At 71.9% G+C, this 25851-nt stretch carries 19 protein-coding genes; 7 read left to right on the forward strand and 12 right to left on the reverse strand.

What is annotated here, in order from left to right; translation table 11 throughout:
- Positions 1 to 45 precede the first annotated feature (45 nt).
- The 4 genes from ACZ51S_RS25000 to gmd all read right to left on the reverse strand — a co-directional run bounded on the left by ACZ51S_RS25000 (position 46) and on the right by gmd (position 5177).
- Positions 46 to 267, reverse strand: a complete 222-nt coding sequence (locus ACZ51S_RS25000) for a hypothetical protein (protein ID WP_388939833.1) — start codon at positions 265 to 267, stop codon at positions 46 to 48.
- 95 nt (positions 268 to 362) lie between these two features.
- Positions 363 to 1052 carry a hypothetical protein gene (locus ACZ51S_RS25005; RefSeq protein ID WP_468475817.1) on the reverse strand — a complete coding sequence of 230 codons (690 nt, stop codon included), beginning with the start codon at positions 1050 to 1052 and terminating at the stop codon, positions 363 to 365.
- An 81-nt stretch (positions 1053 to 1133) separates the two neighbouring features.
- Positions 1134 to 3908 (reverse strand): CBM96 family carbohydrate-binding protein, encoded by a 2775-nt coding sequence (locus tag ACZ51S_RS25010; protein WP_468475816.1) that lies wholly within the window; start codon positions 3906 to 3908, stop codon positions 1134 to 1136.
- 255 nt (positions 3909 to 4163) lie between these two features.
- A complete protein-coding gene (gene gmd / locus ACZ51S_RS25015) occupies positions 4164 to 5177 on the reverse strand; it encodes a GDP-mannose 4,6-dehydratase (protein ID WP_468475815.1) in 1014 nt (337 codons plus the stop codon).
- Positions 5178 to 5521: 344 nt separating this feature from the next.
- Between gmd and ACZ51S_RS25020 the strand changes: the two genes are divergently transcribed.
- Positions 5522 to 6466 carry a GDP-L-fucose synthase family protein gene (locus tag ACZ51S_RS25020; protein ID WP_468475814.1) on the forward strand — a complete coding sequence of 315 codons (945 nt, stop codon included), beginning with the start codon at positions 5522 to 5524 and terminating at the stop codon, positions 6464 to 6466.
- Between the two features lie 33 nt (positions 6467 to 6499).
- Here ACZ51S_RS25020 and ACZ51S_RS25025 read toward each other — a convergent pair whose 3' ends face one another.
- Positions 6500 to 7957 (reverse strand): exopolysaccharide biosynthesis polyprenyl glycosylphosphotransferase, encoded by a 1458-nt coding sequence (locus tag ACZ51S_RS25025; protein ID WP_468800683.1) that lies wholly within the window; start codon positions 7955 to 7957, stop codon positions 6500 to 6502.
- 414 nt (positions 7958 to 8371) lie between these two features.
- Here ACZ51S_RS25025 and ACZ51S_RS25030 point away from each other — a divergent pair, with 414 nt between their 5' ends.
- Positions 8372 to 10642 carry a M4 family metallopeptidase gene (locus ACZ51S_RS25030; RefSeq protein WP_468475812.1) on the forward strand — a complete coding sequence of 757 codons (2271 nt, stop codon included), beginning with the start codon at positions 8372 to 8374 and terminating at the stop codon, positions 10640 to 10642.
- 98 nt (positions 10643 to 10740) lie between these two features.
- Here ACZ51S_RS25030 and ACZ51S_RS25035 read toward each other — a convergent pair whose 3' ends face one another.
- The 4 genes from ACZ51S_RS25035 to ACZ51S_RS25050 all read right to left on the reverse strand — a co-directional run bounded on the left by ACZ51S_RS25035 (position 10741) and on the right by ACZ51S_RS25050 (position 14750).
- Positions 10741 to 11181, reverse strand: a complete 441-nt coding sequence (locus ACZ51S_RS25035; RefSeq protein ID WP_468800688.1) for a hypothetical protein — start codon at positions 11179 to 11181, stop codon at positions 10741 to 10743.
- Positions 11182 to 11385: 204 nt separating this feature from the next.
- The gene (gene glgP, locus ACZ51S_RS25040; protein ID WP_468475810.1) at positions 11386 to 14025 is read right to left on the reverse strand and encodes an alpha-glucan family phosphorylase; all 2640 of its coding nucleotides are present in this window, start codon (positions 14023 to 14025) and stop codon (positions 11386 to 11388) included.
- Between the two features lie 77 nt (positions 14026 to 14102).
- Positions 14103 to 14492: a GNAT family N-acetyltransferase gene (locus ACZ51S_RS25045; protein ID WP_468962071.1), complete on the reverse strand. Its 390-nt coding sequence runs from the start codon at positions 14490 to 14492 to the stop codon at positions 14103 to 14105.
- Positions 14493 to 14510: 18 nt separating this feature from the next.
- Complete coding sequence (locus ACZ51S_RS25050; RefSeq protein WP_468962021.1) at positions 14511 to 14750, reverse strand: GNAT family N-acetyltransferase; 240 nt, start codon at positions 14748 to 14750, stop codon at positions 14511 to 14513.
- Positions 14751 to 15082: 332 nt separating this feature from the next.
- Here ACZ51S_RS25050 and ACZ51S_RS25055 point away from each other — a divergent pair, with 332 nt between their 5' ends.
- The 4 genes from ACZ51S_RS25055 (at position 15083) to glgB (ending at position 22731) form a co-directional block, all read left to right on the forward strand.
- Positions 15083 to 17077 (forward strand): alpha-1,4-glucan--maltose-1-phosphate maltosyltransferase, encoded by a 1995-nt coding sequence (locus ACZ51S_RS25055; RefSeq protein ID WP_468475808.1) that lies wholly within the window; start codon positions 15083 to 15085, stop codon positions 17075 to 17077.
- Positions 17074 to 18780 (forward strand): maltose alpha-D-glucosyltransferase, encoded by a 1707-nt coding sequence (gene treS, locus ACZ51S_RS25060; RefSeq protein WP_388939819.1) that lies wholly within the window; start codon positions 17074 to 17076, stop codon positions 18778 to 18780. The genes ACZ51S_RS25055 and treS overlap by 4 nt, the downstream gene beginning before the upstream one ends.
- Before the next feature lie 154 nt (positions 18781 to 18934).
- On the forward strand, positions 18935 to 20434 hold the full coding sequence (locus ACZ51S_RS25065; protein ID WP_468962023.1) for a maltokinase N-terminal cap-like domain-containing protein: 1500 nt from the start codon (positions 18935 to 18937) through the stop codon (positions 20432 to 20434).
- The gene (gene glgB / locus ACZ51S_RS25070) at positions 20431 to 22731 is read left to right on the forward strand and encodes a 1,4-alpha-glucan branching enzyme (protein ID WP_468475806.1); all 2301 of its coding nucleotides are present in this window, start codon (positions 20431 to 20433) and stop codon (positions 22729 to 22731) included. The genes ACZ51S_RS25065 and glgB overlap by 4 nt, the downstream gene beginning before the upstream one ends.
- Here the strand turns inward: glgB and ACZ51S_RS25075 are convergent.
- Entirely contained in the window at positions 22721 to 23065 is a 345-nt protein-coding gene (locus ACZ51S_RS25075) for a thioredoxin family protein (protein ID WP_468475805.1), read from the reverse strand. The two genes, glgB and ACZ51S_RS25075, sit on opposite strands and share 11 nt — an antisense overlap.
- Positions 23066 to 23133: 68 nt before the next feature.
- The gene (locus ACZ51S_RS25080; protein ID WP_468962024.1) at positions 23134 to 23523 is read right to left on the reverse strand and encodes a MerR family transcriptional regulator; all 390 of its coding nucleotides are present in this window, start codon (positions 23521 to 23523) and stop codon (positions 23134 to 23136) included.
- Positions 23524 to 23871: 348 nt separating this feature from the next.
- Between ACZ51S_RS25080 and ACZ51S_RS25085 the strand changes: the two genes are divergently transcribed.
- On the forward strand, positions 23872 to 24552 hold the full coding sequence (locus tag ACZ51S_RS25085; RefSeq protein WP_388939814.1) for a helix-turn-helix domain-containing protein: 681 nt from the start codon (positions 23872 to 23874) through the stop codon (positions 24550 to 24552).
- A 9-nt stretch (positions 24553 to 24561) separates the two neighbouring features.
- Here ACZ51S_RS25085 and ACZ51S_RS25090 read toward each other — a convergent pair whose 3' ends face one another.
- Positions 24562 to 25587 carry an ATP-dependent 6-phosphofructokinase gene (locus tag ACZ51S_RS25090; protein WP_388939813.1) on the reverse strand — a complete coding sequence of 342 codons (1026 nt, stop codon included), beginning with the start codon at positions 25585 to 25587 and terminating at the stop codon, positions 24562 to 24564.
- Positions 25588 to 25851 lie beyond the last annotated feature (264 nt).

The following is a 25851-nucleotide window of genomic DNA, read 5'->3' on the forward strand; positions in this document are numbered from 1 at the left end:
CGGTCGATACGGTGGGAGCCGTGCCCCCGTCCGGCGCGTGGAAAATCAGAGCTCGCCCCGGTGGTGGTGTTCCTCCACCACCGGGAAGGCGGCCGTGGCACGGCGGCGCTTGAGGACGCTCGCGTAGACGCCGAGGCCGACGCAGCCGGCCGCCATCATGATCAGGCCGACGAGGTCGAGGTTGACGCTCTCCAGCTCCCAGTCACTCGCGAAGGTGAGGACCGCCCCCACCACGATCAGGGCGATGCAACCGCCGATGCCCCGCATAGGATTCGCCTCCGTGTGTCGTGTGACGGCGCGGTTACCCGCAAGACGGGCGGCGAAACGCCCACCGGCGCGGGGCAGTTGGGTCGCGGCTGTGGTTACGCCGGGAGCCAGGCGTAGCAGCCCGTCGAGGTGAAGCGGTCCGCGCCGGCGGGGACGGCGGCCGTGATCCTGTCGCCCGGCTTGGGCGGGGCCTCCGGGCCCGAGGCGAGGACGGAGCCGTCCTTGCCCTTGACCTCCCAGGTGCACGTGGTGCTCTGGGTCATGGCCCGGTAGGTGCCGGGGGCGGGGGCGGTGCGGGGGCCGTCGCCGAAGCCCTTCTCCGCGGTCTCCAGGACCGGCTTCTGCTCGGGGCAGAGCAGGGTGATCGCGTCCCTGGCGCCGGTGACCTCGCCGGAGATGACGGCCGCGGCCGCGGCTTCCTTGTCCCGCTTGGCGGTGCGCGCCACCCGCTGGCAGGTCTCCTGGCCGATCTGGAGGACGGCCGCCGGGTCCGTCTTCTCGGGGACGCGTCCGCTCAGGTACTTCTTCTCGTTCTCCTTGAAGCTGCCCGTCTTGGGGGTGAGCTTCGCGTCCGGCAGGACCGGGCCCGTCGGCTTCGCGTCCGGCGGGGCCGCCGCGGTGGGACCGGTGGTTGCGTCCGCCGGGTCGGGGACGGAGGACGGGGCCGGCGGCTTCGGATCGGCGGTCCGGGCGGCGCCGGCCCGGCCGTCGTCCGCGGAACTGCAGCCGGTCAGCGTGAGGGCGGCGGCGAGCAGGACGGCGGCCGCCGCGGAGCGTCGGTACATCAGGTGGCTCCCGTGCGTACTGGGTGGGTAGGCGTACGGGGCCCGGCGCTTGGCGGCCGGGCCCCGTACGCCGTCAGGCGGTTACTTCTGGCCGAAGGTGAGGACCAGCTGCGGGGCGGCGTCCGCGGCGGTGGACTCCGAGGACCAGATCCACAGCGGGTCGGTGCCCGTGCCGGTCAGGCCGAGGCTGTAGCTGCCGCCCAGTACCGCGGAGACAGCGGCGGTGTCCAGTTCGACGTTCTGTACGGCCGAGCCGTCCGGCACGCCCGCGATGCTGCCGAGCGGGGTGGTGCCGAGGGTGGGCTTGGTGTTGAACGTCGTGCCGTCGCCGCTCCAGGTGCCGGTGACGGGGACTACGGAGACGGTGTCGGCGGTGCCGGCGCCGGTCTGCGTGGAGGTCTTGAACTGGAGGGAGGCGGCCTTCAGGACCTGTCCGGCCGGGGCGGCCGGGAGGGTGAAGCGCAGGTACGTCTCGTACGCCGAGGTGCCGCGCACCGCGAGGGAGGACGAGGTGCCGTAGGCGGTGCCCGGGGCGCCCTGGTTGATGTAGGTGTCCTCGGAGACGACGACCTTGGCGACCGTGTCCGTAGGGGCCTTGGCCAGGTCGAAGTGGGACTTGACCTGGGCCTGGGTGAGCGCCGACGGGTAGACGGCGGTCTCGTCGATCTGCCCGGCGAAGAAGTTGCTCGTCGGGCGGCTCGGCCAGCCGCTGAGGTTGTCGCCGCCCACGTGCCAGTAGCCGGCGTACGCGGAAGAGGTGGTGGCGCTGTGGGTGCCCTTGTTCTGGCCGTCCACGTACAGGGTCATGCCGCCGGGGCCCTGGGTGCCGACGACGTGGTGCCACTTGTTGTCGTTGTACGTCTCGAACAGGCCGGTGGAGATGGTGCGGGCCGAGCCGTTGTAGACGCCGAAGACGAGGCGGCCGGTGTTGGTCATGTACAGCTGCTTGTCGAAGGAGCCGCTGGTGTTGACCGTGTTGTTGCCGAAGCCGATCAGCTTGCCGCCGCGCGTGGTGTTCGTCTTGAACCAGGTCTCGATGGTGAAGGCGCTGCCGACGAACTGCCGGTGGTCGCTGTGGACCTGCTGGCTGGTGCCGTTGAAGCCCATGGCGGTGCTGGTGCCGCTGACCGCGCCGGGGCTCTGGCGCAGCGCCGGGGCGTTGACCTGGATGCCGCTGGTGTTGCCGCCGTCGGAGGAGTCGGCGACGTACGGGCTGACCGTGTCGTCGTAGCGCCAGTACAGCTGGGCGCCGTCCGCGCGGACCTTGTCCGGGTAGGCCTGGACGGAGACCGGGACGGTCACGGAGGCGTTCGCCGACAGGGCGCTGGTGTTTCCGGCGGCGTCGGTGGCGGTCACCCGGTAGGTGTAGGACTGGCCGGCCTTGACGGTGGTGTCGGTCCAGGAGGCCTGCGGGCGTTCGAACTCCAGGGAGTCGGCGGTCATGGTGTGGACCGGGGTGGCCGAGCCGTTGCGGTAGATCCGGTACGTGAGCTTGCTGTCGTCCTGGTCGTAGCTGGTGCGCCAGCGGACCTGGGCCTCGCCGGGCTTGACGCTGGCGGCGCTGGCGACGGGGGTGGTCGGCGCGCCGATGTCGCCGGTGCTGGCGAAGCGGGTCAGGGCCTGCTGGGGGCGGCCGTTGATGAGGGTGAACTCGCCGCCCGCCCACAGGTACTTGACGCCGCTCTTCTCGGCGACGGACATGACGCGCGGGCCGATGCCCTCACCGACGCCGTCGTTGGCGGTGGGGTGCCAGCCGAGCTTGCGCGGGCCGCGTACGAAGCCGTCCACGGGCGCGGGGGAGGCGCCGGTGTGGTCGGTGGGCTGGGCGAGGAAGAAGTGGCGCTTGCCGTCGGGGAATTCGAGCTCCGTGGAGCAGTCGTGCGCGTGCGAGGAGCTGTAGAGGACTCCGTCATGCGGCAGCACGTACTGGGTCGCGCCGAGGCAGCGGTCGCGCCACTTCTCGCCGAAGTCGAGGTTCAGGCCGAGGCGGCCGTCGAAGACGCCGCCGCCGGAGCCCTCGTTGCCCGTGTAGTAGCCCGTCGCGTCGGCGGATATGTGCTTGACGACCGAGTTGGACGGAATGTTGGCGTACGTCTTGGTGACCGCGCCCGTGGTGGCGTCGACGACCGCGAGCGCGTGGGTGTTGGCGCCGTTGACGGCGAAGAAGTCGCCGCCGAGCAGGACGTGCTTGCCGTCGTTGCTGACCTTGACGGCCCGGCCGGGCTCGTCCGCGTTGGCGGTGAAGGGCTTGAGGGCACCGGAGGCCGCGTCGACCGCGGCGAACCGCTCGCGGGTCTGGCCGTCGACGGTGCCGAAGTCGCCGGCCACGTAGAGGGTGTCGTCGGTGACGTCGAGCGCGCGCACGGTGGCGGGCACGCCCGGGTGGAACGAGGCCTTGGGAGTGCAGCTCTCGATGTCGATCGCGGCGAGGCTGGAGACGGGGGTGCCGTTGACGGCGCCGAAGTAACCGCCGGCGTACAGGGTCTTCTTGTCCTTGGAGACGGCCAGCGCCCGGACGGTCGCGCTGCCGTCGCTCACGGTGAAGGCCAGCTTGCAGGAGGTGGGGCTGCCCGTTCCGGCGTCCAGGGCGACGAAGTTGACCGCTTCCTGCTCGGCGCCGCCGGCGCCGTCGGGCGGGCGGACGGCCGAGAAGGTGCCGCCGGCGAAGACGGTGCCGTTCGCCTGCTCCATGGCGAAGACGACGCCGTTCGGCTGCCAGGTGGGCAGTTCGTCGGCGGTGAACGCCACCGGCGGCGTGATGGCCGACGCCTCGGGCATCAGCACCAGGCCGAGTCCCGTGCCGGCGCCGGCCAGTGACAGTGCGAGGGCAGCAGTCAGCCCTCTGGATCTACGCATGGGCCCCCCAGGGCTTTCGCCCGGTTTGATGGCTGGAACTATCCGAACAGCCATATGTACTGGCGCAGACTAGGGCTCACGCGAGGTCCCGGTCACCTCACTTGACCCATTGCATACCAACTTGGAATCAACGGGGTTCAGGCGGGAGGGTGCACTGCGGACATACGGCGGGTACGCGCCCGGCCATACCCGTACGAAGCCCTGAGCTCGCGGGAATGACCGGGACACGGCAAATCGTAGGCGAAGCGGGACGCCTCAGCGGTCGATCCGCACGGTGACGCCCGCCAGTTGGTCCTCGACCTGCCGGACATCGGCGTCGACCATGATCCGCGCCAGCTCGGGCACCAGCACCGTCGGCTTCCAGCCAAGGATCTCCCGCGCCTTGGAGGCGTCGCCGATGAGGGCGTCGACCTCGCTGGGGCGCTCGTACTTGGCGTCGTAGCGCACGTGCTCGGTCCAGTCGAGGCCGGCGTGGGCGAAGGAGGACTCCACGAACTCCCGCACGGTGGCGGCGACTCCGGTGGCGACCACGTAGTCGGTGGGCTCGTCCTGCTGGAGCATGCGCCACATCGCGTCCACGTACTCGGGGGCGTAGCCCCAGTCGCGGACGGCGTCGAGGTTGCCGAGGTAGAGGTGGTCCTGGAGACCGGCCTTGATGCGGGCGACGGCGCGGGTGATCTTGCGGGTCACGAAGGTCTCGCCGCGGCGGGGCGACTCGTGGTTGAAGAGGATCCCGTTGACGGCGAACATCTCGTACGCCTCGCGGTAGTTCACCGTGGTCCAGTACGCGAAGACCTTGGCCGCGCCGTACGGGCTGCGCGGGTGGAAGGGGGTGCCCTCGTTCTGCGGGGGCGGGGTGGAGCCGTACATCTCGGAGGACGACGCCTGGTAGATCCGGGTGTCGACACCGCTGGCCCGGATGGCCTCCAGCAGGCGCAGCGCGCCGAGTCCGGTCACGTCGCCCGTGTAGAGGGGGGCGTCGAAGGAGACGCGGACGTGCGACTGGGCGCCGAGGTTGTAGACCTCGTCGGGGCGTATGTCGCGCAGCAGGTTCACCAGGGCGACGCCGTCGGAGAGGTCGGCGTGGTGCAGCACGAAGGAACGGTTCTCCGTCTGCGGGTCCTGGTAGACGTGGTCGATCCGCTCCGTGTTGAAGCTGGAGGACCGCCGCACGAGCCCGTGCACCGTGTAGCCCTTGGAGAGCAGGAGCTCGGCGAGGTACGAGCCGTCCTGCCCGGTGACGCCGGTGATCAGTGCGGTCTTGCCCATCTGGGGTCCCCCTGGGGTCGGTTGCTGCTGTTCTGTCCGGGGCCGCGCCCCGGTGCCTGCGTGCGGCCCGGCCGGCCGCTGGTCGTGTACGGCCGCGCGGGACCGGCGGCCGCACCGCGGCCGCCCCCCGTTCCCGGCGACCGGATGGGTACCGTACACGCCGGGCCGGCCGCGTCCTGGCCCGGCGGTGTCCGGGCCGCGGATCTCCGCGGCCGCGGCCCCTGTTGACGGTGGCTCGGACCCACGTGGTCCCGGGGCCGGAGGGCCCACCGCCGCCGTCCGCCGGCCGGCGGGATACCGGCTGCCCGGCAACCCGCCGCGGGCGGACTGGCATCATCGGCGGTATGACACGTTCGCAGCCCCTCCTGCCCCCGCACGCCCGCGTCTTCGTCGCCGGACACCGCGGCCTCGTGGGGTCCGCGGTCGCGCGCCGCCTCACCGCCGACGGCCACGAGGTGCTCACCCGCGGCCGCGCCGACCTCGACCTGCGCGACGCCGCCGCGACGGAGGCGTACCTGCGGGACGTCCGCCCCGACGCCGTCGTGCTGGCCGCCGCCAAGGTCGGCGGGATCATGGCGAACAGCACGTACCCGGTGCAGTTCCTGGAGGACAACCTCAGGATCCAGCTCAGCGTCATCGCCGGCGCGCACGCCGCCGGCGTGGGCCGTCTGCTGTTCCTCGGCTCCTCCTGCATCTACCCGAAGCTGGCCCCGCAGCCCATCACCGAGGACGCCCTGCTGACGGGTCCCCTCGAGCCCACGAACGAGGCCTACGCCCTCGCGAAGATCGCCGGCATCGTGCAGGTCCAGTCGTACCGCAAGCAGTACGGGGCCTCGTACATCTCCGCGATGCCCACGAACCTCTACGGCCCGGGTGACAACTTCGACCTCCAGTCCTCGCACGTGCTGCCCGCCCTCATCCGCCGCTTCCACGAGGCGGTGGCCGAGGGCCGCGAGGAGGTCGCCCTGTGGGGCAGCGGCACCCCGCGCCGGGAGTTCCTCCACGTGGACGACCTGGCGGCCGCCTGCGCGGTGCTGCTGGAGCGCTACGACGGCGACGAGCCCGTCAACATCGGCTGCGGGGAGGACCTCACCATCAGGGAACTGGCCGAGACGGTCGCCGAGGTGACCGGCTTCCGCGGCAGGCTGGCCTGGGACACGTCGAAGCCCGACGGGACCCCGCGCAAGCTGCTGGACGTCTCGCGCCTGACCTCGCTGGGCTGGAAGCCGGGCATCGCGCTGCGGGACGGCATCGACGCCACCTACCGCTGGTGGCTGGCTCAGGGCTGACGGGCTCGACGGGGGCCTCAACGGGGCCGCTCCTCAGTACGCTCCGCGACCGTCGACGACGGCGCGGAGCGTACGGCCCATCACGTCGACATCGCTGGTGAAGGACCAGTTGTCCACGTACTGCAGGTCGAGCTGAATCGTTTCGTCCCAGGACAGGTCCGACCGCCCGCTGATCTGCCACAGCCCGGTCATCCCGGGCCGTACGGTGAGCCGGCGCAGCTCGACCTCGTCGTACTCGGCCACCTCCTCGGGCAGCGGCGGCCGGGGGCCGACCAGCGACATGCTGCCCGTCAGGACGTTGACCAGCTGCGGCAGTTCGTCCAGCGAGGTGCGGCGCAGCAGTCGGCCCACCGGGGTGACCCGGGGATCGCGGCGCATCTTGAACATCAGGCCGTCGTTGTCGTTGGCCCCCGCCAGGTCGGCCTTGAGGCGCTCGGCGTCCACCACCATCGTGCGGAACTTCCACATGACGAAGGGGACCCCGTCGCGCCCGACGCGCCGCTGGCTGTAGAAGGCCGGCCCCGTCGAGCCGAGACGGATGGCCAGGACGAGCCCGAGGAACAGCGGCGACAGCAGGAGCAGTCCGAGGGCCGCCCCCGCCCGGTCGAACACCGTCTTCAGCAGGGGCTGCACCCCCCGCCGCACGGGCGGCGCGACGCGCAGCAGGGCGAGTCCGCCGGCCGACAGGGTCTCCAGCCGCTTGACGGAGACCTCCACCAGCCCGGGGAAGACGGCCAGTTCGAGGCCCTCGTCGTGCAGGGCCCACGCCACCCGGCGCAGCCGCTCCCCCGCGATCCGCGCCCCGGGCGCCACGAGCACCAGGTCGGCGTGGTGGCTGCGGACGGCTCCCAGCACGGCGGCGGCGTCCCCGTCCGGGGCCTGCGGCATCGAGGCGTCCAGCCGGGCCGCGACGGGCATGCCCCCGGCGAGGGGGCCCTCGCCGACGGGGACGACGCCGACGACGACATAGGGGTGGTCGGTGCGCGCGGCGAGGTGGGCGATGACGTGCTCGGCGGCGGCGGGCTCGCCCACCACCAGGACCCGGCTGACGGCCTGCGCCTCGCGGCGGGCGGCGGAAAGGTGGTGGTACGTCAGTTTGTGGCGGGCGACGGTGACGAGGAGTGCGGGCAGCAGGGCGCCGAGGGCGGCGAGCCGGGGGGTGTCCTCCGCCGTCACCACGCGGGCGACGGCCAGGACACCGATCAGAATCAGCCAGTCGTGCAGCACGGGCAACACCCCGCGGGACTCGCCGAGCACGCGTGCGGAGTACCGTCGGCGCAGGGCCTGCACCCCGGCCCAGGCGAGGGCCGCGCCGAGGGCGCAGTACCCGGGCCTGGCCTGCCCGGCCGCCTCGAAGACGAGGCCCACGGGCACGGCGGCCCCGATGAGGTCGGCGCTCACGGCGGCGGGCAGGTACCACCGCGCCTTGTCACCGAGCCGCCGGGCCGGGGCCGCGGCCGGGCCGTCGGGCGCGGTGGTCTCCCCGGCCATTCTTTGCGCAGGAAAATGGACATGCCTCATGGGCCCCCCTGGCACGTGGTCAATGTCGGTGGTGCCTGTCCACTGCTTCCCCTGGCAGCGAACATCTGTCGCACCGGGAAACAGTACGACAAACGCCCGTACGGGAGGTGCCGTTCGGGTGAACAAGGCCTCGCGCCGCCCACCTGTCAACAGGAGGCGACAGCCGTTCCGTCAGGCGGAGCGATCCCTTCCCATACGAAGGTGAATGGTTCGCATACCGGATACGTATCTTCGGACAACGGACTGTTTCCGGCCAACCTTTTGATGTGGCCCTGACATCGCAGCCCGCAGGTGGCACTCTTCGATCCGTTCATCGCACCAGCCCTGATCTGCCCGGAGGCCCACCCAGCCATCCGGAACCCCCCCTTGCAGAAGGAGTCTGCGTTGAGTCCCACCCCCCAGCGGCGTGCCACCGCGGCCGGCGCACTCGTTGCCGCGGCCGCACTGCTCGCCGTAGGCATACAGGCCGGTTCCGCCACCGCCGACGCCACCGCGTCGCAGGCTGCCCGCGCGGCCGCCCAGCCCAACCCGGGCGCGGCCCCCGCCGTACTCAGCGCTTCGGAGCGTGCGACGCTCATCACCGAGGCCAACTCGACCTCCGCCCAGGCCGCCAAGGCGCTCGGCCTCGGCGGCGGCGAGAAGCTGATCGTCCGCGATGTGGTCAAGGACGCGGACGGCACCACGCACACCACCTACGAGCGGACGTACGAGGGCCTGCCCGTCCTCGGCGGCGACCTCACGGTCCACGCCAAGGGCGGCGTCACCAAGAGCGTCACCAAGGCGACCCAGCACGAGATCAAGGTCGCCGACACCAACGCCACGGTCACCCCGGCCGCCGCCGAGGGCCAGGCCGTCTCGGCCGCGAACGCCGAGGGCTCCAAGCAGACCAAGGCCGACAAGGGCGCCCGCAAGGTGATCTGGGCCGCGGACGGCGTCCCGGTCCTCGCCTTCGAGACCGTCGTCGGCGGTCTCCAGGACGACGACACCCCCAGCCAGCTCCACGTGATCACGAACGCCAAGACCGGCGCGAAGATCGCCCAGTGGCAGGGTGTCCAGACCGGCACCGGCAACACCCAGTACAGCGGCCAGGTCACCCTCGGCAGCTCGCAGTCGGGCAGCAACTGGACGCTGACCGACGCCGGCCGCGGCAGCCACAAGACCTACAACCTGAACCGGGGCACCTCCGGCACCGGCACCCTGTTCTCCGGCCCGGACGACATCTGGGGCAACGGCCTCCCCTCCAACACGGAGACCGCCGGCGCGGACGCCCACTACGGCGCCCAGGTGACGTGGGACTACTTCAAGAACGTCCACGGCCGCAACGGCCTGCGCAACGACGGCGTGGCCCCGTACAGCCGGGTCCACTACGGCAACGCGTACGTCAACGCCTTCTGGGACGACTCCTGCTTCTGCATGACCTACGGCGACGGTGACGCCAACAGCAAGCCGCTCACCTCGATCGACGTGGCCGCGCACGAGATGACCCACGGCCTGACCTCGGTCACCGGCAACATGACCTACAGCGGCGAGCCCGGCGGCCTGAACGAGGCCACCTCCGACATCATGGCGGCGGCGGTCGAGTTTTACGCCAACAACCCGCAGGACGCCGGCGACTACCTCGTCGGCGAGAAGATCGACATCCGCGGCAACGGCACCCCGCTGCGCTACATGGACAAGCCGAGCAAGGACGGCTCCTCCAAGGACGCCTGGTACTCCGGCCTCGGCGGCATCGACGTCCACTACTCCTCGGGTCCGGCCAACCACTGGTACTACCTGGCCTCCGAGGGCTCCGGCGCCAAGGTCATCAACGGCGTGAGCTACGACTCGCCGACCTCCGACGGCCTCCCGGTCACCGCGATCGGCCGCGACGCCGCCTCCAAGATCTGGTTCCGCGCGCTGACGGTCGGCTACTTCAAGTCGACCACCAACTACGCCGACGCCCGCACCCAGACGCTGAGGGCCGCCGCCGACCTGTACGGCCAGGGCTCGGTCACGTACAACAACGTCGCCAACGCCTGGGCCGCCGTCAACGTCGGCCCGCGCATCAACAACGGCGTGACGGTCACCCCGATCGCCAACCAGACCACCCAGATCAACACGGCGGTCAGCCTCCAGGTCCAGGCGACCAGCACCAACCCGGGCGCGCTGACCTACTCGGCGACCGGCCTCCCGGCCGGCCTGTCGATCAACTCCTCGACCGGTCTGATCTCCGGTACGGCCACCACCGCGGCCACGTCCAACGTGACCGTCACGGTGACCGACTCGGCGTCCAAGACGGGCACGGCGTCCTTCACCTGGACCGTCGGCACGGCGCAGCAGAACGTGTTCGAGAACACCACCGACTACGCGATCGCCGACAACGCGACCGTCGATTCCCCGATCACGGTGACCCGGACCGGCAACGCCCCGAGCACCCTCAAGGTGGACGTCAACATCGTCCACACCTACATCGGTGACCTGAAGGTCGACCTGGTCGCCCCCGACGGCACCCTGTACAACCTGCACAACCGCGCCGGCGGCAGTGCGGACAACATCGTCAAGAGCTTCACGGTGAACGCCTCCTCCGAGGTCGCCCAGGGCGTCTGGAAGCTCCGGGTCAACGACAACGCGAGCGTGGACACCGGAAAGATCGACAGCTGGAAGCTCACCTTCTGACCCCGCCGGGGCCGGTCGTGAACCACAGCTGAACCGCACGGACCACGGGGCCGCCCGGGAGAAGACCTCCCCGGGCGGCCCTGTCCCATGCCGCGGTCCTAGTCGTCCTGCCAGTCGTCGTGCCAGTCGTCACGGCCGCCGTGGTGACCGTCGTGGTGGCCGTGGTGGTGGCCGGTCGGCTTGAAGTACACCGACCGGACCGACAGGTCGTGCGCCCGCTCGCCCGGCCGGAGCGCCTCCACCGCCTCGCCCCCGCAGCTGCCGTCCTCGTACAGGAGGGCGAGGGACTCCGTCTCGTTGGCCACCCAGAAGGCGGGCCGGTTGCGCGAGGTGTTCGTCAGCCGGTAGCAGGTGTCGTTGTCGGCGGGCTCGATCGTCCTGCGGCGCACGTCGCCGTCGCCGCCGGTGAACCGGTAGTGCAGCTCGCCGAGGGTGCCGCGGTCACGGTCGTGGTCGTAGGCCAGGGACGGGCCGGCGGTCGGCAGGACGAGCGCGCAGGAGGCGACCAGCGCGGCCGATGCGGTGGAACGAAGACGCATGTGAGGGTCCGTTTCTCGGGTGCGGGACACCGGCTCCGGTGGACGTCCCGGGGCAGTCTCGGAGCGCACCGGCCGCCGGTGGGCTGCCATGCACAGCACGCTCGAAGCTTCACCCTCCCGGCACCCCCGCGCACCGCCACGGCGTCCGTACGGGTGTACGGACGCCGTGGCGGCCGGGGCGGCCGGAGCCCCCGCGTCAGGGCCTCAGCGCATCAGGACCCCGCCCAGCGACGCCTCGCTGCCCACCGGCGCCGCGACCAGGCCCAGCTCGGCCGGGCTCGCCAGCAGCGGGTGCGCCGGCAGGACGCGCACGGTGTAGCCGAAGGGCCCGGTCCGGTCGAGGGCGAGCGGGCCCTCGTAGACCCAGCGCCCCTCCAGGTCGGGGCCGGCCGCGGGCTTGAGCGGGAAGGCCCGGCCGTCCCGGATCACGTCCTGGGCGTCGACCCGCCCCGCGACGGCCTGAACCTCCACGTCGTCCGGCGTGAGCGCGTCCAGCGCCACCCGCACCCGCAGCGTGAGGGTGGCGCCCAGCTCGGCGGTGCCTCCCACGGGCGCGGCGGCGACGGCCTCCACGTGCTCGACCGCGACCTCCGGCCAGGAGGCCCGGATCCGGCCCTTCCACCAGGCGAGGTCCCGCGCCGTGTCGGGGGTCAGGGTCCGGTGGGCGAGCGCGGCGGGGGCGTAGAGGCGCTCCACGTACTCCCGTACCATCCGCCCCGCGAGCACCTTCGGCCCCAGGGAGACCAGGGTGCGCCGGACCATCTCGATCCAGCGCACGGGCAGCCCGGCCCGGCCGTCCCGGTCGTAGAAGCGGGGTGCGACCCGCTCCTCGATCAGCTCGTAGAGGGCGCCCGCCTCCAGGTCGTCGCGGCGGTCCTCGTCCGTGCCGAGCCCGTCGGCCGTGGGGATGGCCCAGCCGAAGTCGGGTTCGAACCACTCGTCCCACCAGCCGTCCAGGACGGACAGGTTGAGGCAGCCGTTGAGCGCGGCCTTCATCCCGCTGGTCCCGCAGGCCTCCAGCGGGCGCAGCGGGTTGTTCAGCCAGACGTCGCAGCCCGGGTAGAGCTTCTGCGCCATGGCCATGCCGTAGTCCGGCAGGAAGACGATGCGGTGGCGCACGCGCGGGTCGTCGGAGAAGCGCACCAGCTCCTGCACGAGCCGCTTGCCGCCGTCGTCGGCCGGGTGCGCCTTGCCCGCGACGACGATCTGCACCGGGCGGTCCGGGTGCAGCAGCAGCCTGCGCAGCCGCTCGGGGTCGCGCAGCATCAGCGTGAGCCGCTTGTACGAGGGCACGCGCCGGGCGAAGCCGATGGTCAGCACGTCCGGGTCGAGGACGCCGTCGACCCAGCCGAGTTCGGCGTCGGCGGCCCCGCGCTGCTTCCAGGAGGCGCGCAGCCGGTCGCGCACCTCCTGCACGAGCTGCTCGCGCAGGGTCCGGCGTACGTCCCACACGTCCTGGTCGGCGATCTGCGCGACGGCGTCCCAGCGGGCGGAGGCGCCCGCCGCGAGGGCGTCCTCGGTCCGTCCGGCCCCGATCTGGCGGGCGCCGAGCCGCATGACCTCGGGGGCGACCCAGGTCGGGGCGTGCACGCCGTTCGTCACGGAGACGATGGGCACGTCGGCGGCGTCGAAGCCCGGCCAGAGCCCGGCGAACATGCCCCGGCTGACCGCCCCGTGGAGGGTGGAGACGCCGTTGGCCCGCTGGGCGAGGCGCAGGCCCATCACGGCCATGTTGAACACCCCGGGGTCGCCGCCGGGGTAGGACTCGGCGCCCAGTTCGAGGATCCGCTCGGCGGGTACGCCGGCCAGCTCGCCGCCCTCGCCGAAGTGCCGGGCGACCAGGGAGCGGTCGAAGCGGTCGATGCCGGCGGGGACGGGGGTGTGGGTGGTGAACACGGTTCCGGCACGCACGGCCTCGACGGCGGCGTCGAAGCCGAGGCCGTGCTCGCCGTCCAGTTCCCTTATGCGTTCGAGTCCGAGGAAACCGGCGTGTCCCTCGTTGGTGTGAAAGACCTCGGGGTCGGCGTGGCCGGTGATCCGGCAGTACGCCCGCACGGCGCGGACGCCGCCGATGCCGAGCAGCATCTCCTGGAGCAGCCGGTGGTCGCTGCCGCCGCCGTAGAGGCGGTCGGTCACCTCGCGGGCGCCGGCGTCGTTGTCCTCGACGTCGGAGTCGAGCAGGAGCAGCGGCACCCGCCCGACGCGGGCCTGCCAGATGTGCGCGTGCAACGACCTTCCGCCGGGGAGGGTGAGCGTCACCCGGGCGGGGGTGCCGTCCTCCTGCCTCAGCAGGGACAGGGGCAGCTCGTGGGGGTCGAGCACCGGGTAGTGCTCCTGCTGCCATCCGTCGCGGGAGAGCGACTGGCGGAAGTAGCCGTGCCGGTAGAGCAGGCCGACGCCGATGACCGGGACGCCCAGGTCGCTGGCGGCCTTGAGGTGGTCCCCGGCGAGGATCCCGAGCCCGCCGGAGTACTGGGGCAGGGCTGCGGTGATGCCGAATTCGGGGGAGAAGTAGGCGATGGCGGCCGGGAACCCGGCACTGTTCTCGTGGGTCTGGTACCACCTCGCGCCGTGGAGGTAGTCGTCGAGGTCGGCGGCGACGACGGCCAGCCGCCGCAGGAAGCGCCGGTCGGCGGCGAGTTCCCCGAGCCGGGCGGCGGGCACGGAGCCGAGCAGCCGGACGGGGTCGCCGCCGGCGGCCTGCCAGCCCTCGGGGTCGACTGATTGGAAGAGTTCGCGGGTTTCCGTATGCCACGACCAGCGCAGGTTGCGCGCGAGGTCGGCGAGCGGCATCAGGGGTTCGGGGAGGACGGGGCGCACGGTGAATCGACGGATAGCCTTCACACGTTCCACCTTCGCAGGGGATGACGGATCGGAGCGACCGCACCACGCTGTGCACCCGCGCGTCGGCCCCCGGAAGGCTAGCGCCGCGGACCGGCCCCGGCCATCCCGCCTCCCGGAGCGCCCGGCCGGGCGTCCGTCGCGAGACGGGCGTGGAGGTGCTCGTCGTGCCAGCCGTCGGCGTGCCGGAGCGCGCCGCGCATGGTGCCCTCCAGGGGGAAGCCCGCCTTGAGGGCGACGGCGCAGGAGGCCGGGTTGGCCACCGAGTGGCAGATCCGCAGCCGGTGCAGGCCCGCGTCGCGGAACGCCCATTCGGCCACGGCGGCCACGCCCTGGGTCATCACCCCCCGGCCCCGGCCGTCCGGCAGCAGCCAGTACAGGAATTCCGCGGCGGCGCCCGCCGGGTCGAAGTCGCCGAGGCCGATCAGGCCGACGGCCGGGGAGTCCGGCCGGGGGGAAACGGCCCACAGCGCCGCCTCCTGCCGCGTCTACCGCCGGTTCCAGCGGGCGATGCGGGCCGCCGCCGACCCGGGGGTCTCCGGCTCGGGCCGGTTCCAGTGCCGGATGCCGGGGTCCTCGTACGCGGCGACGAGCACCGGGGCGTCCGCCTCCCGCCAGGGCCGCAGCAGCATCCCGCGGGGCAGGTCCAGCACCGGCTGCGGGGCGGCGCCCCATGGGACGGGAGGGGCCGGCGGGGTGAGGGGGGCGGGTGGTATTTCGCTGTCCATCGGCCCATCTTCGCCGACTTGACGGAGCCTCGGCGGACGCCGAGCCGTTCGCCCGCCGGCCACGTCCCCCTACGTACGAGTAGTTAACCGGCAGCACGGATTGGGCGGGGCGAGAGTGGGAAGGGCTGAGCGGGTACACGCGATACCACGCACGGCGCACCCGCCCAAAACCTTTCCCCGCCACCCGAGTGAACGCGGACAGGAGCGGCCATGCCCGCAGCCCAGCCGTCTTCCGAGCGGCTAGAAACAGAGCGAACAGAGCGTGCACTACCAGCCGTGAGTCCGGCTGGCCCGTCACCGAGCCCTGCGAACTGCCTTCAGGTGATCCCATCATGATCGGTCGCATTCCCGTGCTGGACGTCCGCCCCGCCGTCGACTGCGGCGCCAGACCCGCCAAGGCGGTCGTGGACGAGGTCTTCGAGATCTCCGCCACCGTGTTCCGCGAGGGCCACGACGCCGTATCCGCCCATGTCGTACTGCGCGACCCGAGCGGGCGGCTGCGCCCGCCGGTGCCGCTGCGGGAACTCGCCCCCGGCACCGACCGGTGGGGGGCGCGGGTCTCCGCCGATGCCGAGGGGAGGTGGACCTACACGGTCGAGGCGTGGAGCGATCCGGTCGCCACCTGGCGGGCCCACGCCGCCATCAAGATCCCGGCGGGCATGGACACCGGCCTGACCCTCCTGGAGGGTGCCGAGCTCTACGAGCGGGCCGCGGCCAGGATCCCGAAGCGGGACGGCCGCGAGGCGGTGCTGGCCGCCGCCGACGCGATGCGCGACGAGGACCGGCCGGCCGCCGAGCGGTACGCGGCCGCGCTGGCGCCCGCGGTGGACGCGGCGCTCGCCCGGCGCCCGTACCGGGAGCTGGTCACGGCCGCCAAGCCGCTCCCCCTGATCGTCGAACGCAAGCGGGCCCTCTTCGGTTCCTGGTACGAGATGTTCCCCCGCTCGGAGGGAGCGGTGGTGAAGCCGGGCGAGGCACCGGTCAGCGGGACCTTCCGCACCGCCGCCGAACGGCTCCCGGCCATCGCCGCCATGGGCTTCGACGTCGTCTACCTGCCGCCGGTCCACCCCATCGGGTCGACCTACCGCAAGGGTCCGAACAACACCTTGTCGGCGGGCAGTTGGGACCCGGGAGTGCCCTGGGCGATCGGTTCGACGGAGGGCGGCCACGACGCCGTCCACCCCGAGCTCGGCACCCTGGAGGACTTCGACGCCTTCGTGGACCGGGCCCGGGGCCTGCGGCTGGAGGTCGCCCTGGACTTCGCCCTCCAGTGCTCCCCGGACCACCCGTGGGTGGAGAAGCACCCGGAGTGGTTCCGCCACCGGGCGGACGGGACGATCGCCTACGCCGAGAACCCGCCGAAGAAGTACCAGGACATCTTCCCGGTCCACTTCGACACGGACATGGCGGGCATCGTCGAGGAGACGGTCCGCGTCCTGCGCCACTGGATGGACCACGGAGTCCGGATCTTCCGGGTCGACAATCCGCACACGAAACCGGTCGTGTTCTGGCAGAAGGTGATCGCCGAGATCAACAAGTCGGACCCCGACGTGATCTTCCTGGCGGAGGCCTTCACCCGGCCCGCCATGATGCGCGCGCTCGCCTCGGTCGGCTTCCAGCAGTCGTACACCTACTTCACGTGGCGCAACACCAAGGCCGAGCTGACCGAGTACATGACCGAGCTGGCCGGCACCCATTCGGCCTCGGTGATGCGGCCGAACTTCTTCGTCAACACGCCGGACATCCTCCACGAGTACCTTCAGAAGGGCGGCCGGCCCGCCTTCGAGGTCCGGGCGGTCCTCGCCGCCACCCTCTCCCCCACCTGGGGCGTCTACGCGGGATACGAGCTCTGCGAGAACGAGCCGGTCCGGGAGGGCAGCGAGGAGTACCTGAACTCCGAGAAGTACGAGCTGCGGCCGCGCGACTGGGCCGCCGCCGAACGCGAGGGCCGCTCGATCGCCCCGCTGATCACCGCCCTGAACCGGCTGCGCCGGCGCAACCCCGCCCTCCAGCAGCTGCGCGACATCCACTTCCACCAGACCGACAACGAACAGGTGATCGCCTATTCGAAGCACTCGGGCGGCAATTCCGTACTGGTGGTCGTCAACCTCGACCCGCACCACACCCAGGAGGCGACGGTCTCGTTGGACATGCCGGTACTCGGCCTCGACTGGCACGGGTCCCTCGCGGTGCGCGACGAGCTCACCGGCGAGACCTACCACTGGGGCAGGGCGAACTACGTGCGCCTGGAACCGGGCCGTACACCCGCGCACGTCCTGGTCGTCCTGCGACCGTCCCCGCCCACCGGAGGGTCACCCACCACATGATCATCAACGATCCCGTCCACGACACCTTCGAGGACACCCCCGCCAAGGACCGCGACCCCGACTGGTTCAAGCGGGCCGTCTTCTACGAGGTCCTGGTCCGCTCCTTCCACGACAGCAACGGCGACGGCGTCGGGGACCTCAAGGGGCTCACAGCCAAGCTGGACTACCTCCAGTGGCTCGGCGTCGACTGCCTGTGGCTGCCGCCGTTCTTCGCCTCCCCGCTGCGCGACGGCGGCTACGACGTCTCCGACTACACCTCCGTGCTGCCCGAGTTCGGCGACCTCGCCGACTTCGTGGAGTTCGTGGACGCCGCGCACACGCGCGGCATGCGGGTGATCATCGACTTCGTCATGAACCACACCAGCGACCAGCACGAGTGGTTCCAGCAGTCGCGCAAGGACCCCGACGGACCGTACGGGGACTACTACATGTGGGCCGACAACGACAAGCAGTACCAGGACGCCCGCATCATCTTCGTCGACACCGAGACCTCGAACTGGACGTACGACCCCCTGCGCAAGCAGTACTACTGGCACCGCTTCTTCTCGCACCAGCCGGACCTCAACTTCGAGAACCCGGCCGTGCAGGAGGAGATCATCTCGGCGCTGCGCTTCTGGCTCGACCTCGGCATCGACGGCTTCCGCCTCGACGCCGTGCCCTACCTCTACGCCGAGGAGGGCACCAACTGCGAGAACCTGCCGCGCACCCACCAGCTCCTCAAGCGGGTCCGCGCGGAGATCGACGCGCACTACCCCGACACCGTGCTGCTCGCCGAGGCCAACCAGTGGCCCGAGGACGTCGTCGACTACTTCGGCGACTTCGCGAAGGGCGGGGACGAATGCCACATGGCCTTCCACTTCCCCGTCATGCCGCGCATCTTCATGGCCGTACGAAGAGAGTCGCGCTACCCCGTCTCCGAAATCCTGGCCAAGACCCCGGCGATCCCGGAGCGCTGCCAGTGGGGCATCTTCCTGCGCAACCACGACGAGCTCACCCTCGAGATGGTCACCGACGAAGAGCGCGACTACATGTACGCCGAGTACGCCAAGGACCCGCGGATGCGGGCCAACATCGGCATCCGGCGCCGGCTCGCCCCGCTCCTGGACAACGACCGCAACCAGATGGAGCTGTTCACCGCCCTCCTGCTGTCGCTGCCCGGCTCGCCGGTGCTCTACTACGGCGACGAGATCGGCATGGGCGACAACATCTGGCTCGGCGACCGCGACGGCGTGCGCACCCCCATGCAGTGGACCCCGGACCGCAACGCCGGTTTCTCCTCCTGCGATCCGGGCAGGCTCAACCTGCCGGTCATCATGGACCCGGTCTACGGCTACCAGGTCACCAATGTCGAGGCGGCCATGGCGTCGCCCTCCTCACTGCTGCACTGGACCCGCAGGCTGATCGAGATCCGCAAGGCGAACCCGGCCTTCGGCCTCGGCTCGTACACCGAACTGCCCTCGTCCAACCCGGCGGTGCTCGCGTTCCTGCGGGAGTTCGGGGACGACCTGGTGCTGTGCGTGCACAACTTCTCCCGCTTCGCGCAGCCCACCGAGCTGGACCTGAGGTCGTTCAACGGGCGGGTCCCGGTGGAGCTCACGGGTGACGTGCGCTTCCCGCCGATCGGCCAGTGGCCGTACCTGCTGACCCTGGCGGGCCACGGCTTCTACTGGTTCCGGCTCCGCAGCGACCAGCGCGCCGACTGACGGACCGGCCACGGGGCGGGCACTCCTTTGGGTCAACGGCCCGCCCCTGTACGGATCATCCTGACCCGACACTCGCACATACCGGAGAAGCAACTGCCGCACATCCGGGACACTCTGCGCATTCTGTGACGGCCCGGGGAAAGGACGCGACGCCATGTCGGAGGCTGCATCCGCCCGGAGCCGGCTGACGGCCGCCCGGGCCACCGGGACCGCCGGAGTCCCCGGGTCCGCCGGGACCAAGGGAACCACCGGACCCGTGGGGGCCGCCGGGCTGGAGCCGATGCTGCGGGACTGGCTCCCCGCACAGCGCTGGTTCGCCGGAAAGGGGCGCCGGATCGGCCGCATCGAGGCCGTCTCGGCGGCCGAACTGCTGCCGCCGGGCTCCGCGCCCGGACTGCTGCACCTGCTGCTCGACGTGGACGGGGACTGCTACCAGCTCCTGCTGGGCATCCGCCCGTCCCCGCTCCCGCCGGCCCTGGCGCCCGCGCTGATCGGGCACGCCCCCGACGGCCCGTACGCCGGCCGGGCCGTCTACGAGGCGCTGGGCGACCCCCGGCTGGCCTCGCTGCTGCTGGAACGGCTGCGCTCCCCCGGGACGCTGGGCCCGCTCCGCTTCGACCGGGACCCGGACACGCCGGTGCGGGCCGGGCTACTGCCCCGGCCGCTGTCCGGCGAGCAGACCAACTCGTCCCTGATCTACGGGGATTCGTACATCCTCAAGGTGTTCCGCCGGGTCGGCCCCGGGGTCAACCCGGACCTGGAGCTGCCCCGGGCGCTGGCCGCCGCCGGCTGTACCCGCGTACCCGCCCCGGTGGCCTGGTACGAGGCCGAGCTGGCCGGTGGAGAACCGTTGACCCTGGGCGTGCTCCAGCCCTACCTGCGCGGATCCGACGACGGCTGGCAGCTGGCCCTGCGCAGACTCGGCTCCGGGGCCGACTTCACCGCCGAGGCGCACGCGCTGGGCCGGGCCACCGCCGAGGTCCACAGCGCGCTCGCGACCGCGCTCCCCACCCTGGCCCTGGGCCCCGAGCAGACCGCCCGGCTCGCCGCCGGGATGACCGCCCGGCTGTCCGCCACCTGCCGCGAGGTGCCCGCGCTGCGGCCGTACGAGGCCGGGCTGCGCGGGGCCTTCGACGCGCTGGCCGCCTCCCGGGGCGCCGGGGTCCCCGCCCAGCGCATCCACGGGGACCTGCACCTGGGCCAGACCCTGCGCACCGCCGACGGCAGCTGGGCGCTGATCGACTTCGAGGGGGAGCCGGCCCGGCCGCTGGCGGACCGCCGCCGCCCCGAGCCGGCGGTCCGCGACATCGCCGGGATGCTGCGTTCCTTCGACTACGCCGCCCGCTCGCACCGGCCCTTCGCCCCGGCCTGGGCGGACGCCTGCCGGACCGCGTTCTGCGAGGGCTACGCCCGCACCACCGGACGCGACCCGCGCGAGGACCCGGTCCTGCTGCGCGCCTACGAGACCGACAAGGCGGTGTACGAGGCCCGGTACGAGTCCCGGCACCGCCCCGACTGGCTGCACGTCCCGATGGCGGCGATCCGCCGGCTGTCGGAACCGCAGCGGCCCGCACACCGCATGCCCCCGCCGGTCCCCGGCACCTCCCCCTCCCCTTCCCCCCATCCGAAGCCCCCGAGGAGGCCGCTCGCGTGAGCGCCGCACGACAGCCGTCACCGACCGTCAGTGAGGAATCCGCAGCCGGACCGGAACCCGCGAAGCGGCCCCGGCCGCCCGTACCGAGGGGGGCGCGGGCCGGCAGCGCCGCGCCGCCCCACGGGGTGCGCCCGGCGCCCGCGCTGGACCCGGAGGAACGGGCCCGGCTGCTGGAAGGCCGCCACCACGACCCGCACGCGGTGCTGGGTGCCCGGACGCAGCGGGGCGGGGTGGCCTTCCGGGTGCTGCGCCCGTACGCGAAGGCCGTCACGGTCGTCGCCAAGGGGCTGCGGGCCGAGCTGTTCGACGACGGGGACGGGCTGTTCTCCGGCCTGCTGCCGCTCACCGGGGTGCCGGAGTACCGGCTGCTGGTGACGTACGACAGCGCCGAGATCGAGGTCCACGACCCGTACCGGTTCCTGCCCGCCGTCGGGGAGCTGGACCTGCACCTGATCGGGGAGGGCAGGCACGAGGAGCTGTGGACGGCGCTGGGCGCCCGGCCGATGGAGCACCAGGGCGTGGCCGGCACCCGTTTCACGGTGTGGGCGCCGAACGCCCAGGGGGTGCGGGTCACCGGGGACTTCTCGTACTGGGATCCGACGGCCCACCCGATGCGCTCGCTCGGCTCCACCGGGGTGTGGGAACTCTTCCTGCCCGGGGTCGGCGAGGGCGCCCTGTACAAGTACGACATCGCCCGCCCGGACGGCAGTCACACCCTGCGCGCCGACCCGATGGCGCAGTACGCGGAGGTCCCGCCGGCCACCGCCTCGGTGGTCACCGCCTCGCGGTTCGTGTGGCAGGACGCCGAGTGGATGGCGACGCGCGGCGCCCGCCCGGTGCACCAGGCGCCGTTCTCGGTGTACGAGCTGCACCTGGCGTCCTGGCGGCCGGGGCTCAGCTACCGGCAGCTGGCCGAGCAGCTCCCCGCGTACGTGAAGGAGCTCGGTTTCACGCACGTGGAGTTCATGCCGGTCGCCGAGCACCCCTTCGGCGGCTCCTGGGGCTACCAGGTCACCGGTTTCTACGCGCCGACCTCGCGGATGGGCACCCCGGACGACTTCCGGTTCCTGGTGGACTCGCTGCACCGGGCCGGGATCGGGGTGATCGTTGACTGGGTGCCCGCGCACTTCCCGCGCGACGAATGGGCCCTGGCCGAATTCGACGGCCGGCCGCTGTACGAGCACCAGGACCCGCGCCGGGCCTCGCACCCGGACTGGGGGACGCTGGAGTTCGACTACGGGCGCAAGGAGGTCCGCAACTTCCTGGTCGCCAACGCCGTCTACTGGTGCCAGGAGTTCCACGTGGACGGGCTGCGCGTGGACGCCGTCGCCTCGATGCTGTACCTGGACTACTCGCGCGAGGAGGGCCAGTGGTCGCCGAACCGGCACGGCGGCCGGGAGGACCTGGACGCGGTGGCGCTGCTCCAGGAGATGAACGCGGTGGTCTACCGGCGCTGCCCCGGGGTGGTGACGATCGCGGAGGAGTCCACGGCCTGGGACGGGGTCACGCGGCCGACGGACTCGGGCGGGCTGGGCTTCGGCCTGAAGTGGAACATGGGCTGGATGCACGACACCCTGCGGTACGTGTCGAAGGAACCGGTGCACCGCAAGTACCACCACGACGACATGACCTTCGGGATGGTGTACGCCTTCAGCGAGAACTACGTGCTGCCGATCTCGCACGACGAGGTGGTGCACGGCAAGCGCTCGCTGGTGTCGAAGGCGCCGGGCGACTGGTGGCAGCAGCGGGCCACGCACCGCGCGTACCTGGGCTTCATGTGGGCCCACCCGGGCAAGCAACTGCTGTTCATGGGACAGGAGTTCGCGCAGGGGTCGGAGTGGTCGGAGGCCCATGGCCCGGACTGGTGGCTGCTGGACTCCTCCTACTCGGCCGCCGGCGACCACCGGGGGGTGCGCGACCTCGTGCGCGACCTGAACCGCGTGTACGCGGCGGCTCCCGCGCTGTGGGAGCGGGATTCGGTGCCGGAGGGGTTCGCCTGGGTGGAGGGCGGCGCCGCCGAGGACAACGTGTTCGCGTTCCTGCGGTACGCGCAGGACGGCTCGCAGCTGCTGTGCGTGTCGAACTTCTCCCCGGTGGTGCGGCACGACTACCGGCTCGGGGTGCCGGAGGAGGTGCCGCTGTGGCGTGAGGTCCTCAACACCGACAGCGAGGAGTACGGCGGGAGCGGCGTCCGCCAGGGCCGGCCGCTGCGCCCGGAGCCGGTACCGGCCCAGGGGCGCGCGGCGAGCCTGCGGATGACGCTCCCGCCGATGGCGACGGTCTGGCTCAGGCCGTGACCAGCGCGTCGTCGAGCTCCTGAAGCAGCCGGCGCTTGGCACGGGCGCCGACGAGCTGCCTGACGGGCTCGCCGTCGCGGAAGAGGAGCATGGTCGGCATGGACAGCACCCCGTAGCGCGTGACGGCGCCGGGGTTGCCGTCCGCGTCGATCTGGACGACCTTGAGGCGGTCCGCCCGCTCGGCGGCCACGGCGGAGAGCACCGGTGCGAGCTGGCGGCAGGGGCCGCACCAGTCCGCGGTGAACTCCACCAGCACGGGCCGGTCCCGCTCGGCCAGCACCTCCGCCTCGAAGTCCGCGTCGGTCACTTCCGCCACACCCTGTGCGTGGATCATTTCCGTTCCCCTCTCAGGTCTCTCGCTGACGTCACGTCTCGTGCACTCGTCTGCGCCGGCGCCGGGCGTCAGCCGGTCATCTCGCAGCGCGGCACGGCTTCCCCGGCGGCCTCCTCGGCCGCGGCCAGCTGGGCGGCGACCTGCTCGCGGACATCGGCCAGCTGGCCGATCAGGCCGTCCAGCTCGGCGAGCTTGCGGCGGTACACCGCGAGCGAGGCCGGGCAGGAGTCCCCGGCCGGGTGGCCGGCGCGCAGGCATTCGACGAACGGCCGGGTCTCCTCCAGTTCGAAGCCGAAGCCCTGGAGGGTGCGGATCTGCCGCAGCAGGCGCAGGTCGTCCTCGTCGTAGTCGCGGTAGCCGTTGTCGGTCCGCCGGGCTTCGAGCAGTCCGCGTGATTCGTAGTACCTGAGCGTCCGGGTACTCGTCCCGGCCCGCTTCGCCAGTTCGCCGATGCGCATGGGGCGACCGTATTCCTTGACGCCGACGTCAAGGGAAGGGGAACGGCGCGCGGACGTCCGGGGAGGCCCTCGCCACCCCCGTATGCGAGGGCCCCCGTCATGGATCACGGACGCTGGCCGCGGCCGGTTCAGGGGGTGTGACCGGGATCACCCCGCGGTCTTCCCGGGTCACCTGCGGGGAAGTGGCCGAATCCGTACGCTGTAAATGGATCTTCCGTGATCCGATTACCGGACAGTCGCCGGGAAAACCGCCCAAAGTCATGAACTGCATAGGACTTTCCTACGAGTTATGGGCTTGTTTGAATAGTCTGTAGTCGTCACACCTCGGCCACTCCTACCGTGTGCCCTGTGCACTCCAGCCCACCTTTCAATGCCCCCGCCGCGCGTCGCCTGCGCGCGGCCCTGGGCATGGCCCCCGGTCACGTCGCCTACGGCCTGCGGGCCCAGTACGGACTGCTCGTCGCACCGGAGACGGTGACCGCCTGGGAGCGGGGCGAGCAGTCGCCCACCTCCACCGAGCTCACGGCCCTCGCCGGCGTGCTCTGGTGCTCCCCCGGGGAGCTGCTCGCCGAACCCGTCACCCTGCGGGAGCACCGCATCGCCCGGGGCCTGGACCCCGAGGACCTGGCCCGCCGGATCGGGGTCGAGGCGAACGCGTACCGGAAGATGGAGGAGACCGGCCGCTGGAAGGGCAACGAGCGGCAGTCCGCCGCCCTGGCCTCGGTCCTCGGGCTGAGCCTGGCGCAGTTCGTGACGGCGACCGGCAAGCACGAGGAGCTCGCCGGGCTGCTGCGCAGCGCGGTGACCACCCGCTGGCAGGCCTACGTCAAACCGCTGGGCAAGCTGCTGCCCGTGCCCCGGGCCCACCTGGAACGGGTCCTGGAGTACCTCTACAACGACTACCAGCAGCGGATGGTGGCCACCCTCGGCTGGGGCGGTGCCGAGGGGACGGCCGGCACCGGTGACGCGGGCCGGGAGTTCCTCGCGGAGATCACGGACCGGTTCTGGGCCCTGGCCGGCGGTGCGTGACGCGGCCGCTCAGAAGACCGACTCGGCCTCGTACATCCGGTGCTCCGGGACCGTCTTGAGCTCGGTGACGGCCTCGGCCAGCGGGGCCATCACGATGTCGGTGCCGCGCAGGGCGGTCATGTTGCCGAATTCGCCCCGGTGCACGGCCTCGACGGCGTGCCAGCCGAAGCGGGTCGCCAGGACGCGGTCGTACGCGGTCGGCACACCGCCGCGCTGGACGTGGCCGAGGATGACCGGGCGGGCCTCCTTGCCCAGGCGGTGCTCCAGCTCGATGGCCAGGCGGTTGCCGATGCCCGCGAAGCGCTCGTGGCCGTACTGGTCGATGGCGCCCTTCTCGTACGGCATGGAGCCCGCGGCGGGGTGCGCGCCCTCGGCGACGCAGACGACGGCGAACTTCTTGCCCCGGGCGAAGCGTTCCTCGACCATCTTCACCAGCGCGTCGACCTCGAAGGGGCGCTCGGGCAGGCAGATGCCGTGGGCGCCGCCGGCCATGCCGGACTCCAGGGCGATCCAGCCCGCGTGACGGCCCATGACCTCGACGACCATCACGCGCTGGTGGGACTCGGCGGTGGTCTTGAGGCGGTCTATGGCCTCGGTGGCCACCATGACGGCGGTGTCGAAGCCGAAGGTCCGGTCGGTGGAGGAGATGTCGTTGTCGATGGTCTTCGGCACGCCGACGACCGGCATCCCGGCGTCGGACAGCATCCGGGCGGCCGTGAGGGTGCCCTCGCCGCCGATCGGGATCAGCGCGTCGAGGCCGTACCGGCTCGCCAGTTCGTTGGCGTTCTCGGCGGCTTCGTGCAGCCGGGCGCGCTCCATGCGCGCCGAGCCGAGGATCGTGCCGCCGCGGGCCAGGATGCCGCTGACGGCATTGATGTCGAGGGGGCGGTAGTGGCCGTCGAGGAGGCCCTTGAAGCCGTCCTCGAAGCCGATGACCTCGTCCCCGTGTCCGACCAGCGCTCGGTGTACGACCGACCGGATGACAGCGTTCAGGCCCGGGCAGTCGCCGCCTGCGGTGAGAACTCCGATACGCATCGTGCTGTGTCTCCTGCTCCTGGTCGTGCCCTGCCGTTGCGCCGGGGGTACGCCCTCCCTATGCCCGGCCCGACCGTACATATGAAGGACGTATTGATGACGCCTGTCCGATTGTTCCACGTTTCGAGAGGGGCGCGCGCCCCGCGCCACTCCCCCCACCAGGCCTTTCACCCCTCCCCACCAGGCCTTTTCCCCAGGAGCGCCCTATCCACTGACGGAGGTATTGTCAAGAGGTCAAGCCAGGTCAATCAGACATCCACTGCA

It is taken from the genome of Streptomyces sp. NPDC034043 (genome assembly GCF_055575675.1).

Coding starts and splice junctions, on each gene's coding strand:
- ACZ51S_RS25035 (WP_468800688.1), bottom strand. CDS start 11,181: ATGCGTCTTCGTTCCACCGCATCGGCCGCGCTGGTCGCCTCCTGCGCG.
- ACZ51S_RS25050 (WP_468962021.1), bottom strand. CDS start 14,750: ATGGACAGCGAAATACCACCCGCCCCCCTCACCCCGCCGGCCCCTCCC.
- gmd (WP_468475815.1), bottom strand. CDS start 5,177: ATGGGCAAGACCGCACTGATCACCGGCGTCACCGGGCAGGACGGCTCG.
- ACZ51S_RS25090 (WP_388939813.1), bottom strand. CDS start 25,587: ATGCGTATCGGAGTTCTCACCGCAGGCGGCGACTGCCCGGGCCTGAAC.
- ACZ51S_RS25020 (WP_468475814.1), top strand. CDS start 5,522: ATGACACGTTCGCAGCCCCTCCTGCCCCCGCACGCCCGCGTCTTCGTC.
- ACZ51S_RS25080 (WP_468962024.1), bottom strand. CDS start 23,523: ATGCGCATCGGCGAACTGGCGAAGCGGGCCGGGACGAGTACCCGGACG.
- ACZ51S_RS25065 (WP_468962023.1), top strand. CDS start 18,935: ATGTCGGAGGCTGCATCCGCCCGGAGCCGGCTGACGGCCGCCCGGGCC.
- ACZ51S_RS25005 (WP_468475817.1), bottom strand. CDS start 1,052: ATGTACCGACGCTCCGCGGCGGCCGCCGTCCTGCTCGCCGCCGCCCTC.
- ACZ51S_RS25010 (WP_468475816.1), bottom strand. CDS start 3,908: ATGCGTAGATCCAGAGGGCTGACTGCTGCCCTCGCACTGTCACTGGCC.
- ACZ51S_RS25055 (WP_468475808.1), top strand. CDS start 15,083: ATGATCGGTCGCATTCCCGTGCTGGACGTCCGCCCCGCCGTCGACTGC.
- ACZ51S_RS25025 (WP_468800683.1), bottom strand. CDS start 7,957: ATGGCCGGGGAGACCACCGCGCCCGACGGCCCGGCCGCGGCCCCGGCC.
- ACZ51S_RS25000 (WP_388939833.1), bottom strand. CDS start 267: ATGCGGGGCATCGGCGGTTGCATCGCCCTGATCGTGGTGGGGGCGGTC.
- treS (WP_388939819.1), top strand. CDS start 17,074: ATGATCATCAACGATCCCGTCCACGACACCTTCGAGGACACCCCCGCC.
- ACZ51S_RS25075 (WP_468475805.1), bottom strand. CDS start 23,065: ATGATCCACGCACAGGGTGTGGCGGAAGTGACCGACGCGGACTTCGAG.